20 protein-coding genes are annotated in these 18908 nt (G+C 49.5%); 3 read left to right on the top strand and 17 right to left on the bottom strand.

Annotated features, from left to right (window positions below):
• The first annotated feature begins 16 nt into the window (after positions 1–16).
• From gmk to L0B52_RS03335, 3 genes are read left to right on the top strand one after another with little or no spacing between them, the layout of a single operon-like run.
• Entirely contained in the window at positions 17–628 is a 612-nt protein-coding gene (gene gmk, locus L0B52_RS03345) for a guanylate kinase (RefSeq protein WP_235065130.1), read from the top strand.
• Entirely contained in the window at positions 629–1552 is a 924-nt protein-coding gene (locus tag L0B52_RS03340; protein WP_235065129.1) for a DMT family transporter, read from the top strand.
• Between the two features lie 57 nt (positions 1553–1609).
• On the top strand, positions 1610–3136 hold the full coding sequence (locus L0B52_RS03335) for an inorganic phosphate transporter (RefSeq protein ID WP_235065128.1): 1527 nt from the start codon (positions 1610–1612) through the stop codon (positions 3134–3136).
• Between the two features lie 73 nt (positions 3137–3209).
• Here the strand turns inward: L0B52_RS03335 and purD are convergent, their stop codons facing one another.
• The 17 genes from purD to aroC all read right to left on the bottom strand — a co-directional run bounded on the left by purD (position 3210) and on the right by aroC (position 18907).
• On the bottom strand, positions 3210–4460 hold the full coding sequence (purD, locus tag L0B52_RS03330) for a phosphoribosylamine--glycine ligase (protein ID WP_409202312.1): 1251 nt from the start codon (positions 4458–4460) through the stop codon (positions 3210–3212).
• Complete coding sequence (gene purN, locus L0B52_RS03325) at positions 4460–5068, bottom strand: phosphoribosylglycinamide formyltransferase (protein ID WP_235065126.1); 609 nt, start codon at positions 5066–5068, stop codon at positions 4460–4462. Before purN ends, purD begins: the two co-directional genes overlap by 1 nt.
• Positions 5069–5158: 90 nt before the next feature.
• Positions 5159–5761, bottom strand: coding sequence for a bifunctional nicotinamidase/pyrazinamidase (gene pncA / locus L0B52_RS03320; RefSeq protein ID WP_235065125.1), 603 nt, complete (start codon positions 5759–5761; stop codon positions 5159–5161).
• A 17-nt stretch (positions 5762–5778) separates the two neighbouring features.
• The gene (gorA, locus tag L0B52_RS03315) at positions 5779–7134 is read right to left on the bottom strand and encodes a glutathione-disulfide reductase (protein ID WP_235065124.1); all 1356 of its coding nucleotides are present in this window, start codon (positions 7132–7134) and stop codon (positions 5779–5781) included.
• Entirely contained in the window at positions 7134–7526 is a 393-nt protein-coding gene (locus tag L0B52_RS03310) for an RNA-binding S4 domain-containing protein (protein WP_235065123.1), read from the bottom strand. Before L0B52_RS03310 ends, gorA begins: the two co-directional genes overlap by 1 nt.
• Before the next feature lie 5 nt (positions 7527–7531).
• On the bottom strand, positions 7532–7822 hold the full coding sequence (gene minE, locus L0B52_RS03305) for a cell division topological specificity factor MinE (RefSeq protein WP_235065122.1): 291 nt from the start codon (positions 7820–7822) through the stop codon (positions 7532–7534).
• Entirely contained in the window at positions 7819–8637 is an 819-nt protein-coding gene (gene minD / locus L0B52_RS03300; protein ID WP_235065121.1) for a septum site-determining protein MinD, read from the bottom strand. The genes minE and minD overlap by 4 nt, the downstream gene beginning before the upstream one ends.
• A 27-nt stretch (positions 8638–8664) precedes the next feature.
• On the bottom strand, positions 8665–9375 hold the full coding sequence (minC, locus tag L0B52_RS03295) for a septum site-determining protein MinC (RefSeq protein WP_235065120.1): 711 nt from the start codon (positions 9373–9375) through the stop codon (positions 8665–8667).
• Positions 9376–9472: 97 nt separating this feature from the next.
• Complete coding sequence (locus tag L0B52_RS03290; RefSeq protein ID WP_235065119.1) at positions 9473–11803, bottom strand: helicase HerA domain-containing protein; 2331 nt, start codon at positions 11801–11803, stop codon at positions 9473–9475.
• Positions 11800–12468: an HAD-IB family phosphatase gene (locus L0B52_RS03285; protein ID WP_235065118.1), complete on the bottom strand. Its 669-nt coding sequence runs from the start codon at positions 12466–12468 to the stop codon at positions 11800–11802. The genes L0B52_RS03290 and L0B52_RS03285 overlap by 4 nt, the downstream gene beginning before the upstream one ends.
• A 102-nt stretch (positions 12469–12570) precedes the next feature.
• Positions 12571–13041: an invasion associated locus B family protein gene (locus L0B52_RS03280; RefSeq protein ID WP_235065117.1), complete on the bottom strand. Its 471-nt coding sequence runs from the start codon at positions 13039–13041 to the stop codon at positions 12571–12573.
• Positions 13042–13134: 93 nt separating this feature from the next.
• Positions 13135–14322 carry a 5-demethoxyubiquinol-8 5-hydroxylase UbiM gene (ubiM, locus tag L0B52_RS03275; protein WP_409202311.1) on the bottom strand — a complete coding sequence of 396 codons (1188 nt, stop codon included), beginning with the start codon at positions 14320–14322 and terminating at the stop codon, positions 13135–13137.
• A gap of 45 nt (positions 14323–14367) precedes the next feature.
• A complete protein-coding gene (locus L0B52_RS03270) occupies positions 14368–14862 on the bottom strand; it encodes a GNAT family N-acetyltransferase (RefSeq protein WP_235065116.1) in 495 nt (164 codons plus the stop codon).
• Between the two features lie 41 nt (positions 14863–14903).
• Positions 14904–15104, bottom strand: a complete 201-nt coding sequence (locus L0B52_RS03265; RefSeq protein WP_235065115.1) for a hypothetical protein — start codon at positions 15102–15104, stop codon at positions 14904–14906.
• Between the two features lie 93 nt (positions 15105–15197).
• Complete coding sequence (gene ubiM / locus L0B52_RS03260; protein ID WP_409202311.1) at positions 15198–16385, bottom strand: 5-demethoxyubiquinol-8 5-hydroxylase UbiM; 1188 nt, start codon at positions 16383–16385, stop codon at positions 15198–15200.
• Positions 16386–16430: 45 nt separating this feature from the next.
• Positions 16431–17843, bottom strand: a complete 1413-nt coding sequence (locus L0B52_RS03255; protein WP_235065113.1) for a GNAT family N-acetyltransferase — start codon at positions 17841–17843, stop codon at positions 16431–16433.
• Positions 17840–18907: a chorismate synthase gene (aroC, locus tag L0B52_RS03250; RefSeq protein ID WP_235065112.1), complete on the bottom strand. Its 1068-nt coding sequence runs from the start codon at positions 18905–18907 to the stop codon at positions 17840–17842. Before aroC ends, L0B52_RS03255 begins: the two co-directional genes overlap by 4 nt.
• Position 18908 lies beyond the last annotated feature (1 nt).

Below are 18908 nucleotides of genomic sequence, written 5' to 3'. Positions count from 1 at the left end.
TTTGCTGGGAATAGACATGAAAGGGCAGCTCTGGATTATCGCCGCACCTTCTGGTGGCGGGAAAACCTCACTGATTGCAGAAATGGTCGCTACTTTAGACCATGTGGTTGAATCAGTGTCGCATACCACGCGTGCTCGCCGGCCGGGCGAACAAGATGGTGTGCACTATCATTTTATCGACCAAGAAGCGTTTGACGGACTCGCGCAAGCGGGTGATTTTCTTGAGTGGGCGCAAGTATTTAATCATGCTTATGCGACCTCTGGTGCTCAGGTGGATGCGCTGCTTGACGCCGGACAAGATGTGATTTTGAGCATCGACTGGCAGGGCGCAGAACAAGTGATGCAAAAGCGTCCTGACACAAAAAGCGTCTTTTTATTGCCACCTTCTTTGCAAGCGTTGCATGAGCGCTTAACGCGACGCGGGCAAGATGATGTAGCGGTGGTTGAACAACGTATGGATGAAGCGGTTGAGCAAATCAGCCATTACCGTCATTTTGAGTATGTGATTGTCAATGATGATTTTGCGCGTGCGGCAAATGATTTGCGGTGCTTGTTGCGTTCAGCACGTTTGGAGCGTGAGCGTCGTCAGGTTGATTTAGAACCGTTGTTGCGTAAATTGGGTCAATAAGTGAAACAAAATATCCTACCGCATCCGTATGTGATGCTTGTCTTAGCGCCGATTATTTGGGCGAGTAGTAATGTGATTGGTAAACTAGCACGTGGTGTAATTACGCCGTTTGAGCTGACCTGTTATCGCTGGTTACTGGCGGTGCTTGTGCTTAGTTGGTTTGGTCGAAAAGTGATTCGCACCGATTGGTCAGTACTTAAAAAACGCTGGCTCTATTTATTGCTGATGGGTGGGTTTTCTTTTGGCCTGTTTAACATCATTCTTTATAGCGCTTTTCAAATAGGCGCGCAGGTGATTAATGTATCGATTATTACGGCGTTGATTCCGGTTGGGGTGTTACTGATTAATGTGCTGGTGTTCCGCGAACGCGCGCATTTCGCTCAATGGCTTGGGGTGTTGTGTGCGTTTATTGGCGTGTGTGTGGTGCTTAGTCGTGGTGATTTGAGCCAACTACTGCAGCTGAATTTTGCCCGTGGGGACTCTTTAGCGCTGCTCAGCACAGCGATTTATATTGTGTATTCTGTAGCGTTGCGTTATGCGCCTAAAGTGCATTGGTTAAGTCTTTTATGGGCGATGTGCGTGGGGGGCTTGCTCGCTTCGCTACCTTTTTATGCTTATGGCGTTAACCAAGGAGCGCTATCAAATTTCTCTTGGCAGAGCGTGGCTATGGTGGCTTATGCTGCGGTGGTGATTTCGATTATCTCTAAGCTGTTTTATATGGAAAGTGTGCTGCAGATTGGTGCGAGTCGTGCTGCGCTGACGATGAATTTCTTACCTGTTTTTGGCGCCTTGATGGGGGTGGCTGTTTTTGCTGATGAACAGCTCGCAAACTATCATGTCTTATCGCTGCTGTTGGTCTTTAGTGGTATTGCGACATCAGAATACGGCGCGTATCGTCAACAACGACGCTTGAGCATAGCTTGATTGTTCTATGCTTTGCTCGTACAATCCGCAAAAAATTAATGTAACAACCTAACAAATATGAGTAAAGCATCCAAACCGTCGAGTATGGCGGACGCTAACCAGTCGCTTAATCGCAGTTTAATTATCTTATTCTTACTCACAACGGCCGCCTTTCTCTATTGGGGGCTCAACTACACCCAATTTAACCATATTACGCTCTTTTTTCTTGCTGCTGTATTTGGCCTGTTCATGGCGTTTAATATCGGCGGTAATGATGTGGCGAACTCATTCGGCACATCGGTAGGTGCTGGGACGCTAACTATCCCGCAAGCGCTAGCGGTTGCCGCAGTTTTTGAAGTCAGTGGGGCGGTGCTCGCTGGTGGGCATGTCACCGATACGATTCGTAAAGGGATTGTTGATTTGTCGGTGATTGATGTTGAGCCGTTAGCGTTTGTGTTGATTATGATGGCCGCGCTGATTTCCGCAGCTTTATGGCTACTGTTCGCGACACGGCGCGGTTGGCCAGTCTCGACCACGCATTCTATTATCGGCGGGATTGTTGGCGCGTCGATTGCCTTGGCTTTTGTGTTACCGGATGCTGATGCGCTGGCGTTGGTCCAGTGGTCAAAAATTGGACAAATTGTTGCTTCTTGGGTGCTCTCTCCGCTACTTGGTGGCTTGATGTCGTTTACTGTGTTCCGTTTGATTCGTAAATATATTCTGATTTATAAACCGGGTAAGCACGATCACGATGACTACGCACGCCGGGTAAAAAATATCCGCCCGAGTTTTCACCGTAATATGAGCAAACAAATTGTCGCAATGCGCAATATGTTGCAAGTTGAACCTGTTGAAACTCCGCTGGATAAAGAAGAGAAGAAGCATCAAGACGAGCAGGCGTTTGCTGCCATGCAGCGTTGGGCGCCGGTGCTGGCCGCGCTCGGGGGCATGATGATCGTGGCGATGTTGTTGCTCAAAGGGCTAAAGAACCTGCAATTAGGCTTTAGCGGCTTTGAAAAAACGATGTTGATTCTGATGTTTGGTATGGTTATTTGGATGCTGGTTTATAGCTTTATCAAGCGTATGAAGCGCAAAAAATTACGTCGTCAGGTCTATATTTTATTTAGCTGGATGCAAGTGTTTACCGCCTCTGCCTTCGCTTTTAGTCATGGTTCGAACGATATCGCTAACGCGATTGGTCCGTTTGTCGCGATTTTGGATGCGCTTCGTAACAATGCTATCTCCACGGCTGCGCCAGTGCCGACGATGGCAATGGTCGCTTTTGGTATGGCGATGGTGGCCGGACTGTGGTTTATCGGTAAAGAAGTGATTGCCACGGTTGGTACGCATTTAGCGGAAATGAACCCGGCTTCTGGGTTTACCGCTGAGTTATCGGCAGCGATCGTAGTACTGCTCGCGTCAGTCTTTGGTTTGCCGGTTTCAAGTACGCATATTTTGGTTGGCGCGGTGCTGGGTATTGGTTTGGCTAACCGCAACGCCAATTGGGCGTTAATGAAGCCGATTGCTGCTGCTTGGGTCATTACGGTGCCAGCGGCGGCACTGATTGCTGCATTGTGCTTCTTATTCGGCTATCAGTTCATCTGAATAATATAAAGCCGCACAGAGATTCTCTTGTGCGGCTTAACGCTACAATACCTTGGTAAGATATCAAGAAGGCTTATTCGCCAATATCACGGCGGTAGGTAATCCCTTTAAAGGCAATTTTATCGATACTGCTGTAAGCGGTGCTACGCGCTTGCTCGAGTGAGTCACCCAAACCGACCACATTCAGCACACGTCCACCGTTGGTGAGGTATTCATCATTGTGGTGTTTGACGCCAGCTAAAAAGACTTGGCTGAAGAAACGCGCTTGTTCGATATATTCAATCGTTTCCCCGGTTTGGTAGTCGCCAGGGTATCCTTCAGCCGCGGCAACCACACAAACGGCATGTTTATCTCGCCAGTCGAGGGTGATTTCGTCTAAGCGCTGTTCAATCGCCGCCATCACCGGATCGAGCAGTGGGCTGCGTAACAAGGGTAAAATGGCCTGAGTTTCAGGGTCGCCCATACGCATATTGTATTCAAGCAAAAAGACGCCGTCATCGTTGATCATTAACCCGAAGAAGATCACGCCGGCAAAAGCCATACCTTCAGCTTGCAGGCCGGCCAAGGTCGGCGCAACAATGTCTTGTTGAAAAGCGGCTTCGTGTTCTGCGCTAAACGCGGGATGTGGGCAAACTACCCCCATGCCACCGGTGTTTTCGCCGGTATTGCCTTCGCCAATCGTTTTATGGTCTTTAGCGGCTGGCATGGTGAGGATGGTTTTACCGTCAGTAAAGCTCAAAATGGAGGCTTCAAAACCGGTTAAAAAAGCTTCAATGACAATTTCTTCTCCAGCTTCACCAAAGCGTTTATCAACCATCATCTCGTGTAATGCTGTCTCGGCCTCATCCTGGTTTTGGCAAATAATCACCCCTTTACCGGCCGCAAGACCGCTGGCTTTAATCACCAAAGGATAATCAGCGTTTGCAACATATTCTTTAGCGGCATCAAGGTTGATGAAACGCTCATAAGCGGCGGTTTTTACGCCGTATTTTTTCATGAACGATTTAGCATACGCTTTACTGCCTTCAAGTTGCGCGGCTTGTTGGTCAGGGCCAAAAATGGTCAGGCCGGCGCTTTGAAAGCGGTCAACAATCCCTTCAACTAACAGCGCTTCTGAGCCGACAAAAGTCAGGTCGATATCGCGGTCTTTGGCAAATTCGAATAATTCATCAACCCCGGTTAAGGCAATATTTTCCGTGCGTTCAAGTTCATCGATGCCGCCGTTACCTGGTGCAACATAAATCGTTCCGATGCGTGGGTCTTGTGAGAGTTTCCAGGCGATGGCGTGTTCGCGACCACCGCCGCCAATAATCAGCACATGAATCATGATGGGGTATCCTGTTGGTTGGTTTTATGGGTAAAAGTGTGGCATAAATCAGCAACGGTGCGCGTAAGCAGGGCGTGTTCTTGCTGTTGTACGCGTTGTTGTAAGCGTTGTGCATCATCATCAGGGTGAACAGGAACTTCAGCTTGGGCGATGACTTCACCGGTATCAATACCATGATCGACATAATGTACGCTGCAGCCACTTTGGGTCTCACCAGCATCTAACACGGCTTGATGAACACGTAAGCCATACATACCGGCACCGCCAAATTTTGGCAGTAAAGAAGGGTGTAGGTTGATGATCCGCTGTGGGTAGGCATCAATGAGCGCAGCAGGAATAATGCTTAAATAACCGGCGAGAATAATCAGATCCGTTTGTTCAGGAATTGTGCGTTGCAAGCTATCGATAAATTGCTCGCGGGGCAGTTTGCGGTCGATCTGATAAAAGGGAATGTGGGCGCTAACGGCATGGTTGAGACCAGCGCATTCACGATCGGCCATGACAGCAATAATTTCTGCATCGATGGTGTGATTAGCGCAAGCGTCAATCAACGCCTTTAAATTGCTGCCACCACCTGAAATCATCACCGTGAGCTTTGCGCCCATACGTATTCCTTAACTTGTTCGAGAAAGCCGACAGTATAACGAAATTCAGGGCAGTTTGACCAATTCAGCAGTGAGAAAATGCTCGACAGGTCAGGTTGTGCTGAATGCAGGGTGTTTGTTGAGTTCGCTAAGCTGCTGTTTATATTGTTCGGGGTCAATCGCGCGGGTCGCTGCGCGGTGTAAGGTGACGTTGAATCCTTCTGCGAGGGCGTCTTTAATCGTAAAATACACGCAGTAATCGGCAGCGAGTCCTGCGATATGGATCGTGCTAATTTGATGGGCGCGCAGATAATCGGCAAGGCCGGTGTGCTGGCGATGACCGTTATCATAAAAGGCGCTATAGCTGTCAATATCCGGGTTCATCCCTTTACGGAAAACAGCGGCTATTTGGCGTTCGTCTAAATCCGGATGAAACGCTGCGCTATGCGAGCCAGCCACGCAATGAATCGGCCAGAGTACCTGCTCCAGGCCATGCAAATTAATTTGTTCAAAAGGGTGTTTGCCTGGATGATTAGCGGCAAAACTACTGTGATTGCTCGGGTGCCAGTCTTGGCTCGCGACCACTAAGGGGTAATCTGGGATCAGTGCATTGACGATCGGTACAATCTGATCACCTTCTGCTACCGGGAGTTCACCCTCAGGCATAAAGCCATTTTGGATATCAACGAGCAGTAAGGTGGTGTTTTTTAGCATAGAGTTCTCACAACGTTTTAGCGCAGGGTTACTAATTCCTCAGCGCTGGTTGGGTGAATGGCAACCGTGTCATCAAAATCCGCTTTCGCCGCCCCCATCTTGACCGCAACAGCAAAGCCTTGCAGCATTTCATCAACCCCATCACCAATCATTTGAATACCAATCACGCGCTCAGCCTTACCTTGGCAGATTAATTTCATCAGCGTTTTCGGTTTATGCGCGGCAAAGGTGCGCGCCATCGGGGTAAATTTGGCACGATAGACGGTAATCTCATCTTCACCATAGGTTTTAATCGCCTCTTCTGCGCCCAAGCCCACAGTGCCGATCGGTGGGTGGGTAAACATCACTGTAGGGATGTTCTCATAATCAAGCTTGGACTCAGGTTGGTCGTCAAACAGGCGTGCGGCAAGTTTACGTCCGGCCGCAATCGCGACAGGGGTAAGGTCCATCTGACCGGTGACATCGCCTAAGGCGTAAATGCCGGGAATATTGGTGTTTTGATAGTCATCTACCGTAATGGTAGTGTCATCATTTTGCGCCACTTCAGTGGCCGCTAAGTTCAACGCATCAACATTCGGCGTACGCCCGGTTGCCCACAGCAAACAATCGCTTTGTAGCGTATCGCCGTTGTTTAATTTAACCAATAAATGGCCATTTTCCTGTTTACTGACGCTGCTGATTTCGCTTTCCAGGCGTAAATTGATGCCTTGCTCTCTCATCGCTTCTTCGAGGCTCTCGCTGATATCGCTATCTAATTCGCGCAAGATACGCGGCTTGCGCACAACCAGAGTGCATTGCGTGCCGAGCGCTTGTAAAACACCGGCTAACTCACAGGCGATATAACCAGCGCCGACGATGATGGCTTGTTTGGGTTGCTCGGCCAGGGCAAAAAAATCATCGGATGTGATGCCGTGTTCAGCGCCTTCGATATTCGGGATAAAGGGTTTGCCACCCGTAGCAATCACGATATGTTTGGCTTGATAGATTTCGCCGTTAACCTCAATGCTCTGTTCATCGACAAATTGTGCAAACCCTTCGATGCGTGTGATCCCATCTTTTTCAAGATTGTTGGCATAAATACCGTTGAGGCGCGTGATGTAAGCGTCACGGTCTTTTTTAAACGCGCGCCAGTTAAAGCTCGCCGCATTGCCAACATCGTTAAAACCATAAATTGGCGCATTTTCTAATGCTTCAGCGGTATTGGCGGCATACCAAAAGATCTTTTTCGGCACACAACCGACGTTGACACAGGTGCCGCCTAGGCGTGAATTCTCGATAACCGCTACTTTAGCGCCATATTCAGCCGCGCGTCGCGCAGTGGCAATGCCGCCGCTGCCACCGCCAATACAGATTAAATCAAAGGTATTACTCATTATTCCTCTCTATGGTGCTTTATCGCACGAATATTACGTCTATCACGTTTATCGGGGCGGCGGTTTGGAAAATCAACCATAGCTTTTGCAGCGCTCATTTGTTCTTGCAATGCTTCACGGCGCGCAATACTTTCCTCGGTTTCACGATAAAAGGTTTGTGCGATGCTCGCTGAGACACGTTTATCGGCTGCCTCTAAGACCACAACATCAAATTCGAGTCCAGCTTGTTTGCAAATATAGAGGGTATCACCTTCGCTAATCTGGCGCGCTGGTTTGGCGCGTTGACCGTTAACCTGCACACGACCATTTTTGATCGCGTTAACCGCTAATGGGCGGCTTTTGTAAAATCTTGCCGCCCATAGCCATTGGTCTAACCGCGCCGAAGTGCTCATGTTTGTTAGCTTTCTTGCTGCTCAACCTTTTCATGATCTTGGAGGTTGATATTGAGCGCAAGGACATCGGTATCGCCTTCTTTAGAAATATTGGCTTCCACGTCTTGTTCTCCAATATCGACATATTTTTTGACGACTTCGAGAATTTCACGTTTCATATCGGCCATAAACGCTGGCTCGTTACGCTTATTGCTTTCGCGACCATCACGTTGATGGGCGACAATAATCTGCAAACGCTCTTTGGCTTTTTGTGCAGAAGAAGGTGTGCGGCGGAAAAAGCGATCAAAAATACTCATGATCTACCTCCAAACAGTTTAGACATAAAGCCTTTACGTTTGGCTTCTAAAAATCGGTGGGGAAGTTCGTCGCCAAGTAAGCGCTCAACCATATCGGAATACGCTTGTCCGGCGTTGGACTCGCTTTGTAAAATGACTGGTTCACCCTGGTTTGAGGCAGAAAGCACCGCTTCTGATTCTGGAACAACCCCCAGCAATTTTATCGCGAGAATTTCGATCACATCTTCAACGCTCAACATTTCGCCCATGCTAACCCGCTGTGGGTTATAGCGGGTGATGACAAGGTGCTCTTTAACCGGCTCTTCGCCTTCTTCAGCACGTCGGGATTTGCTTGATAAAATGCCTAAAATCCGGTCAGAGTCGCGTACCGAAGAGACTTCCGGGTTGGTCGTGATGATCGCCTCATCAGCAAAATAGAGCGCCATCAATGCGCCACGCTCAATACCGGCTGGTGAGTCACAAATAATATACTCAAAATCCATCGCTTTAAGTTCATCCATGACTTTTGCCACGCCTTCAATAGTGAGCGCATCTTTATCACGGGTTTGTGAGGCTGGCAGAATATACAGATTTTCGACCCGTTTATCGCGAATTAATGCTTGGCTGAGGTTCGCTTCATCATTAATGACATTAACTAAGTCATAAACCACACGGCGTTCAACGCCCATGATCAAATCTAAGTTACGCAGGCCTACATCAAAATCAATAACCACCGTTTTGTGGCCTTTCAGCGCGAGTCCTGTTGAGATATTGGCACTGGTTGTTGTTTTGCCTACGCCACCTTTGCCGGAGGTAACGACGATTATCTTACTCATTTACGGCTATCCTTATTTTAGTAAAAATCATATCGATACGACTTTCATGCTCGCATCGTCGGTTAAGGTTATCAAACAATTCTTTTGCCCTTTATATACCTCAAGCTGCTCCATATTCTGATAGCAACCTGCGATGGAAAGGATCTCAGCAGTTAATTCACTGCAATAGATGAAACACGCATTATCGCCTTTAGCACCAGCAAAAGCGCGGCCACGTAAGGAGCCAAAAACCGAAATATTACCATCAGCGATAATTTCAGCACCAGCACCTACTGTGCCGATGATCACTAAATCGCTACCTTGGGCGTAGATACGCTGTCCTGAGCGAACATGGCGACGAATCACCATCGTTTGCGCAGCACTGTTATTTGGTGCTTTAGCTGGCGATTTTGTTTCAGGCTTTGCTTTGCTCGCTGGTTTGCTTTGTGACTCGCCTGGATTATTAGCAGCGGTTTGTAGGGTAATATCAGCTAATTGAACCGCATGTAAAACGTCTGTGCTGACTTGGTGGTTGCACAGACCAATTAAGGTGAGCTGTTGGTCGGCAAATAATGATTTGAGCGCTTCTAAAGAAGACCGATCAGCGCTCGCTTGCTGCAGGTCAGCGACAATCGGCATGGCCGTAAAAAAATCCGACGGTGCGGATTTTAGCTTTTCTGCTAGGGTGTTGCGGACGCCTTCGGCGCTTAAATCATTAAGCTCAATCGTTGTGATAGGGGTATGACGTGTTTTAAACACAAAAAATCCAAAATAATGATTACGTTAATGCGCTAATGATACGGTTTTATAAGGTCAGGCTCAAGCCCAAGATGTGCATAATCTGCAAATCATTTTATCAGCTTTGGGTGGTATAAAGCACAGCGAGTTCCTTAATGTCGATGTCACGAGCCAGCGCGGTAATGGTACGGGTTTCTAAGGGCATAGTCTGAGGGTCGAATTGTTGACGCAGCGCCATCAGCTCTGCGGCAAGGTTGGCATCTAGCGTGTCGAGCTGCTCTTGGATGATGGTGAGTTTTGCCTCCGCGTTTGCTACATCTTGACGTTGCTGCTGAACGCGTCCGGCACGACGTAAGGCGCTACTTGCCGCGCGCATATTGGTTTTGCTCATCACCTTGCGCCCCATAAACGCGCCGAGCAGGGCGCTACCAATGCTAAGGCCCGCATCAATCATACTTTGGCTGCTTTGACTGCTTTCGCGATCAACGCGAGTCTCTGCGGTAATCAGCTGTCTTTCTAACGTACTCTGTTTGCTCGCGTATTTTTGGCGTAAGGCATTCATCGCGCTGTCGCGCGCCGCGTGCGCCTCAGGAATGATACGTTGACGGAAGCTCTGCTCGTCTTCATCAGCCTCGCTATAGATACCAATTTCTTTGTGGAAGAGCACGCTGAGGGTTTGCTCTTGGCGTAAGTATGTGCCAAGTGCTTTATCCCAGGTTTTCCAGTGATCGGCGTTACTGAGTGTTGATGGCACTCCGTCAAAATTTACCGGGCGTTGTGGGGTATTGCCCAGTTGTGCCTGGGCAAGTTTTAACGGCGTGGCTTTTTGCCAATCTGGCTCAGCGTTGTCATTAAATGGGATACGCAGTTTGAGTAAGGTTTCGTGGCGCGTATCGCTGACTTTATCACTGTAGAAAATTTTAGCATGGGCGAGCAAATGGGCATGATAATGGGTAAGGCCACTGTCATCTGCCACGCTTGGCGCATAATACGCGCGAACCCCTTCAGGGAGAACGGGTGCACTTTCGAGCTTTGACTGGGCTTGAATCGTGTTTGTTTCGGCAAAGTCTTTGGGTTTGAGTTGTTTCAGGCGTTGGCTATCCATCGGGCCGGCTAAATAACTCATCACCCAACGGGTGTGGAATAGACAAGGCGTTTGTTCGTGAATGTTATGCAGTAAAAACACCCGTTTGCCGAGTTTGTCTAAGGCATTGTCGAGATCATCGGCTGAGAATTGAGCGCTACTGGCAGACAGCAGTCCATCGCGCAGACGGGCGCGATCTTGTGCGGTTTGTAAGCGACCGACAAACCATGTACCGGCGTTTGACAGCGCTTTATAATCAAGATCAACCGGGTTTTGCGTGGAAAGGACCAAGCCCAGGCCGTAAGCACGCGCCTGTTTAAGTAGAGTAAGAAATAAGGTTTTGCTCGGTGGATTGGCGGTTGGCGGTAGGTAGCCAAAAATTTCATCCATATAGACAATCGCGCGCAACGAGCCACTGCCGGGTTGCTGACGCATCCATGAGATTAAGTTGGACAGTAACAGGGTGACGAAGAACATCCGCTCACTGTCGCTTAAATGTGCGATATTGAGTACTGCAGTTTGTGGGCGCAATTCGCTATCGTAAAACAGGCGCTGACAATCAAGCGGTTTGCCATTCATCCAGTTGGCAAATGATGGAGAGGCGAGCAGGCTGTTTAAGCTCATCGCCAGTTTACGGCGTTCATTAGCGCTAATCACATCATCGAGCGGCATCACACCAAGGCTGGCAAAGGGCGGCTCGAGAATCGCTTTGATCAGTTCGGCAAGGGTTAGCGAGCGTTCGGCGTCCCAATGGTGGCGTAAAACTTGGGTCAGGAACACATGGGTGGGTGCGAGAGGATCGCCGGCGTTGCCGATGAGTGAGAGTAGCGCGGCGGCTGTGGCATCGAGTGCCTCACTATAGGCGTTGATGTCGCTGCGTATGGTTTGATTGGGTGGTGCAAGATCGGCAAGTAACGATAAGGGGACGCCATCTTGGCTGCCCGGGGTATAAATAGTGACCGGGTTGGCGTCTTTAAGCGCCTGCATGCGCTCAGGACCTTGCCCACTTCCGGCAATGCCTTCACGCCAGGTTTTGGCGGTTTTTTCTGCCCACTCGTCGCGACTCATTCCAGCTTGGGTTAGCATGGCCTCATCCGCCCACGGTGCGAAATCTTGCGCACGGGTTTGGGGGAAATTGAGCGCCAAGTTACCCAAATCGCCTTTAGGATCAATCGCAATCACTGGAATGCTATCCAGTGCGGCTTCTTCAAGCAGGCCGATACCGAGGCCGGTTTTACCCGAACCTGTCATGCCAACGATGACCGCATGGGTGGTTAAATCGGCGGCATCGTAATTGATCGCAGCGTTTTTATCATCAATATCGGTGCCGATATAAAACTGGCCAATCTGTTCTTCGATGTTCATCCCTGTACTCCTAGAAGGGCTAGCAAACCGAGCAAATCACGTTCAGTATAAAACAAGCTCGCGTCATGACGCACATTTTCACGTGCGACCACACCGCCATAACCAATCACTGCATCGGCTGCACCTAATGCGGCAACATCACTCGCGCCATCACCAATCAACACAACGCGCTCCAGTTGATGGTGCTTTTTCCACGCGGCAACTACTTCGTATTTACCCTTTGCGGTTGCTAAGGGCGACGGGATCAGGTTTTCGTAGTATCCGCTATCGTTAAAAGCGATATCAACGGCAAAAACGTCTTCAGGAGCGATGGATAATTCCTCTGCCAGCGGAAGAATGGCTTCGCGCAGTCCACCGCTGACAATACCAACACGAATGCCGGCCGCTTTTAGCGCGGCGATGACTGCTTTTGCGCCCGTGGTCATCGTTTCGCAATACATATTAGCGACATGCTCTATATCGAATCGGTGTGGTCGGATGATGGCTAAGCGTTTGGCGTAAACGTCTTCTAGCAGGACTTCACCGTTCATTGCTTGATTGGTAAGGGTGACAATTTCCTCTTGGCAATCGGTGATTTCTGCGAGTTCGTCGATGCCTTCAATGGTGGAGAGGGTAGAATCACAATCAAAAAGAACGCCATCCGGCGTAAAAGATAAAGCGGTCATAGTTGTCCCAAAGCAGTAGGTAACCGCTAGTGTAATAGATTTGTCGATAAAAATAAAAATGCCCGAGCAAGTCGGGCATTGTGTGCATTATGGTGGCTAACCTTATAGGCTATTAATACCGTTGGTGACACCTTTAAGCGAGAATCCCATAGTTTGCTGTTCGTCAACAATAAACGCGGCAACTTGTAGGACATTCCCGGCTTTGATCTTACCTGCGATTTCATTAGTCAGCGCAACCGCGGCATTACAGCCACCTTCTGTACAAAAGTCATAAGGGGCAACACCTAACTCTTTACCATCAACGGCAAGGGCCATACCGGCACGCAAGTTAACGCCTAAAGGAACGGTGACAAACATCATCAATTGGTTATCCGCTTCAGCAATTTTACGGATGATAATTTGTCCAACTGGTTGGCCGCTGTCGTTGTTAACCGTTTGTGTAATACCACACTCACCGTCTTTACACACACCTTTCCAGTCGCCATAGGCCTGACCTTCGCTTACCTTGGCTTGTGCGCCAAAACTCAGTGCAGCTAAGGCAGCTAGAGATAAGGCTTTAATGCTCTTGTTCATAATGATACTCCTGATTATGATCCACAAAAATAACGCGAGCAGTGTAGCAAGATTGTCTTTAAAGCCCAAGTGTTAAATATGAATGCTTCGCCATTATCCCGTGAGCTGGCGTGTGATTAGCGTTTTGAGTGGCGGTAGGCGGTTGCTCAAACGTAACACCCCATCACGAACGATTTTTGCCGGTCGCGATTCTTGGGTGAAGAGTTTCACGATCGCATTGGTGCCGTGATAAAGCAAGCGGGTGTTTTTTACGTGCTCACGGTGATAACGGGTTAATACTTCAGCCGCGCCAATATCTTTACCTTGACCCGCTTGGCGTAAAATTAACCGACTTAAAATGGCCTGACTTTGTAGACCGAGGTTAAAGCCGTGCGCGGTGACTGGGTGCATACCACAGGCGGCATCACCAACCAATGCGCAGCGGTTCGCGTAAAAGCGGCGAGCATGAACCCCCATAAGTGGGTAGTCGTGAATGGTGCTGGCTAGCTTCATCTCGCCAAAGCGATGATCGACTTGTTCGGCAATGTGGTTGGCAAGCTCTTCGTCGTTCATCGCTTTTAAGGTGTGTAGTTTGCGGGTGTCAATGGTGACCACGCAGTTGGTCATATTATCGGTGAGTGGGAGTAATGCCAGGGTGCTACCGTAGAAAAAACATTCAAAAGCGGTATGATCATTGCTGATGGTGTGCTCTAGGCGGAACACCATCACCGTGCGACCGAAATCGTGCATATCGGTTGGGATGCCCATTTCACGCCGTACGAATGAAAAACGGCTGTCAGCAGCAATCAACAGATCGGCAGAGAGCTGGGTCTCGTCATCAAGAGTGACATACGCGGCATTAGCATCACTTTTAGCGGAGACGACTTTACGTCCCAGGCACCAAGTGATGTTGTCTTGCTCAAGACACGCGGCATAAGCGGCTCGACGAATCAGGTGGTTGGTCACCAGATAACCTAAGGTCTCAATCGGCTGATTCTTGCGGTTGGTCTCAGGTAGTGGGAAATGCAATGAATAGGGTGAATCACCATTAACCACTGAAGCTTCGCGAAGGTTATAAATCTCATTAGAGGGAATATGTTGCCAAATCCCGGTGGCTTCAAGAGTATGTTTTGACGGGTGGGTTAGCGCAATTTCGCGACCATCAAATGGCGCGTTTTCAAGCTCTGCAGCGTCGTGATTATCAACCACAGTAATCGATAGGCCACTACCTGCTAATGAACGACAAAAACTCAAACCGGCAGGTCCACCGCCGACCACAATAATATCGCTATGTCTCATGATGTCACCTTAGTTAAATATCGCTCAAAGTTTAGCATAAACGACGTATTAAGGGGCGTTAACTTCCAGGCATATATTGCTGGTTGAGCGTTGCTGGTTATTTGCTGTGAGGTTGTAAAAACCAAGGGCGTGCCAAAAGTGTTCAAGTGCGTCATTTTTAGCATAACTTGCCCCGAGTGGGGCGCTAAGTTCATGGCTTGCCGCACTAATTAATGCGCGGGCGATGCCTTGACGACGAAAGTCGGGATGTACTGCAATGCGCTGGATGCGATTAAGCGGATTCATGCCGTAAGTGCGCTTGCCTGTGCGACGCAGCAATTGCTGCATCAACAAGCGACCTTGAGGACGCCGCGTGCCATCAATCACCGCTTCGATCAGCTCGGGCGGTAAAGGAGATTCGTGCAGGACATGTAATACACCGATCACTGCACTATCGTGTTCCATCAGCCATAGCTGTTGCGCAGGTAAATCGAGTAAGCGTTTAAGGTCTGCTGGGCTGTGACGGTAATGCGCGTGACGCAGTAGGGCAAAGGTGGCGCGCAATCGTGCTTCATCGTTGGCGAGCTGTTGCGGGTTAATCCGTACTATTTTACCTTTTTACGGATGATAATTTGTCCAACTGGTTGGCCGCTGTCGTTGTTAACCGTTTGTGTAATACCACACTCACCGTCTTTACACACACCTTTCCAGTCGCCATAGGCCTGACCTTCGCTTACCTTGGCTTGTGCGCCAAAACTCAGTGCAGCTAAGGCAGCTAGAGATAAGGCTTTAATGCTCTTGTTCATAATGATACTCCTGATTATGATCCACAAAAATAACGCGAGCAGTGTAGCAAGATTGTCTTTAAAGCCCAAGTGTTAAATATGAATGCTTCGCCATTATCCCGTGAGCTGGCGTGTGATTAGCGTTTTGAGTGGCGGTAGGCGGTTGCTCAAACGTAACACCCCATCACGAACGATTTTTGCCGGTCGCGATTCTTGGGTGAAGAGTTTCACGATCGCATTGGTGCCGTGATAAAGCAAGCGGGTGTTTTTTACGTGCTCACGGTGATAACGGGTTAATACTTCAGCCGCGCCAATATCTTTACCTTGACCCGCTTGGCGTAAAATTAACCGACTTAAAATGGCCTGACTTTGTAGACCGAGGTTAAAGCCGTGCGCGGTGACTGGGTGCATACCACAGGCGGCATCACCAACCAATGCGCAGCGGTTCGCGTAAAAGCGGCGAGCATGAACCCCCATAAGTGGGTAGTCGTGAATGGTGCTGGCTAGCTTCATCTCGCCAAAGCGATGATCGACTTGTTCGGCAATGTGGTTGGCAAGCTCTTCGTCGTTCATCGCTTTTAAGGTGTGTAGTTTGCGGGTGTCAATGGTGACCACGCAGTTGGTCATATTATCGGTGAGTGGGAGTAATGCCAGGGTGCTACCGTAGAAAAAACATTCAAAAGCGGTATGATCATTGCTGATGGTGTGCTCTAGGCGGAACACCATCACCGTGCGACCGAAATCGTGCATATCGGTTGGGATGCCCATTTCACGCCGTACGAATGAAAAACGGCTGTCAGCAGCAATCAACAGATCGGCAGAGAGCTGGGTCTCGTCATCAAGAGTGACATACGCGGCATTAGCATCACTTTTAGCGGAGACGACTTTACGTCCCAGGCACCAAGTGATGTTGTCTTGCTCAAGACACGCGGCATAAGCGGCTCGACGAATCAGGTGGTTGGTCACCAGATAACCTAAGGTCTCAATCGGCTGATTCTTGCGGTTGGTCTCAGGTAGTGGGAAATGCAATGAATAGGGTGAATCACCATTAACCACTGAAGCTTCGCGAAGGTTATAAATCTCATTAGAGGGAATATGTTGCCAAATCCCGGTGGCTTCAAGAGTATGTTTTGACGGGTGGGTTAGCGCAATTTCGCGACCATCAAATGGCGCGTTTTCAAGCTCTGCAGCGTCGTGATTATCAACCACAGTAATCGATAGGCCACTACCTGCTAATGAACGACAAAAACTCAAACCGGCAGGTCCACCGCCGACCACAATAATATCGCTATGTCTCATGATGTCACCTTAGTTAAATATCGCTCAAAGTTTAGCATAAACGACGTATTAAGGGGCGTTAACTTCCAGGCATATATTGCTGGTTGAGCGTTGCTGGTTATTTGCTGTGAGGTTGTAAAAACCAAGGGCGTGCCAAAAGTGTTCAAGTGCGTCATTTTTAGCATAACTTGCCCCGAGTGGGGCGCTAAGTTCATGGCTTGCCGCACTAATTAATGCGCGGGCGATGCCTTGACGACGAAAGTCGGGATGTACTGCAATGCGCTGGATGCGATTAAGCGGATTCATGCCGTAAGTGCGCTTGCCTGTGCGACGCAGCAATTGCTGCATCAACAAGCGACCTTGAGGACGCCGCGTGCCATCAATCACCGCTTCGATCAGCTCGGGCGGTAAAGGAGATTCGTGCAGGACATGTAATACACCGATCACTGCACTATCGTGTTCCATCAGCCATAGCTGTTGCGCAGGTAAATCGAGTAAGCGTTTAAGGTCTGCTGGGCTGTGACGGTAATGCGCGTGACGCAGTAGGGCAAAGGTGGCGCGCAATCGTGCTTCATCGTTGGCGAGCTGTTGCGGGTTAATCCGTACTATTTTACCTTTAGCCTGCTTGTGGGTAGGTTCGCTTAATGGTTCATGGAGTAAAAACGCGTGTTCGATGATGCGCTCGAGCGGGTCGTTTGCTGGATAACGGTAAGCCTGGGTAAAGGTAAGCCACTGCGTCTCGCAAGGTAGACGCAGTTTATGGCGGAATTGCTGCGCTTGACCTTCGTAGCCATCAAGGGTTGCCGCCATGGAAAATTGTGGGTAGTGCGCAAGCAACGCGTGAAGTTGATGTAGCGGGATGCTGCTGGCTTCGTCAACAATCAGGTAATCGGCGCTCGGCAGGCGGTTGAGCGCGTCATCGGGTGGCAGGATGGTCACTGCCGTAGGATTTTTGAGCACAGCAAGTAGTGAGTCAAGGTTATGACGAAATGGGGCAACAAGGAGTATCTGTTTAAACCCTTGCTCGGCTAACCAATTAATTTTTTCACCTAACCAATACGATTTACCCCGTCCACGACGACCAACGACAATTTGTGCCTGCCGTGTAAAATCCGCGGGTTGATTGGTGCTAGTGTTGGTTTGCTGCGCTGGTGGATTGAGAATGAAATGACGCAGGCGGGCGTTAAAATGATTCGTGCAAGTGCTCACATCGCCACCATAGTCAATCATTCGCTGATGGTCGGGATCACCTTCAGCAGGGTAAGTTTCGGGTAAATGAAGATATAGGGTGCCGCCCGCGCTGAGTGTTCCAGCGAGTGCGGCAAATGCGTTTGGGTGTAGCCCGTGTTCGGCGTCGTAAAAAAGCTCGTGATGCGTGCGACCTAGCTGTTGCCGGTATTGGCGAATATCTAGGTCGCGGCCAAAAACGCTATTTTTTGGTAACGCTTCTGAAGAAATCAGCTCAATGCGGCGCGGGGTCACATGCGACCAGTTTGTCCGCGCTGACGCAGGAAGTGATCACACAGGGTTAACGCCGCCATGGCTTCGACAATTGGGCAGGCGCGCAACGCGACACAGGGGTCGTGGCGACCTTTAGTCACAACCGATACGTCTTCACCGTGAATATTGGTGCTTTGTCCAGGAATTAAGATGCTTGAGGTGGGTTTGAAGGCGATTTTTGCGGTAATTGGCTGTCCGCTACTGATCCCGCCAAGGATGCCGCCAGCACGGTTGGTCAGAAATCCTTCATTAGCGTTGCGCTCATCGCGATGTTCGCTGCCTTTTTGGGTAATGACATCAAAACCATCACCGATTGACACGCCTTTAACCGCGTTGATGCTCATCAAGGCTTTTGCCAACTCGGCATCCAGGCGATCAAAAACTGGTTCGCCTAAGCCCACTGGAACCGATTCTGCAACTAAGGTGATTTCCGCACCAATCGAATCGCCGGATTTTCGAATATCGTAAAGATAGCGTTCAAGGGTCGGGACTTGTTCAGCATTCGGGCATTGGAATGGGTTATTCGTCACATGAGCCCAATCGTCAAAATGCAGCTTGTGTTCGCCAATTTGTGAGACATAACTGCGGATGCGTGTGTTGCACAGCGTGGCGAGAACCACTTTGGCAATCGCACCACCAGCCACGCGGATTGCAGTCTCACGCGCTGAAGCGCGACCGCCACCACGATAGTCGCGCAGACCGTATTTGTGTTGATAGGTAAAATCCGCGTGCCCCGGGCGAAATTGCTCTTTAATTTGTCCGTAATCTTGTGAGCGTTGGTCGGCGTTACGAATCAATAAACCAATCGGTGTGCCAGTCGTTTTGCCTTCAAAAACCCCAGATAGTAACTCAACTTCATCGCTTTCACGGCGTGGGGTAACGTGGCGTGATGTTCCCGGTTTGCGGCGGTCTAAGTCTTGTTGAATCATCGCGGCATCTAGCGCAATGCCTGGCGGGCAGCCATCGAGTGTGCCACCAATAGCGACACCATGGCTTTCGCCAAAGGTGGAGAGAATCAAGCTGCGCCCGATGCTGTTACCGCTCATG

It is taken from the genome of Suttonella sp. R2A3 (assembly GCF_021513215.1).
Classification (GTDB): Bacteria; Pseudomonadota; Gammaproteobacteria; order Cardiobacteriales; family Cardiobacteriaceae; genus JAHUUI01.
The sequence above is the reverse complement of the archived record's forward strand: the minus strand, read 5'-3'. Positions and strand labels throughout refer to the sequence as shown.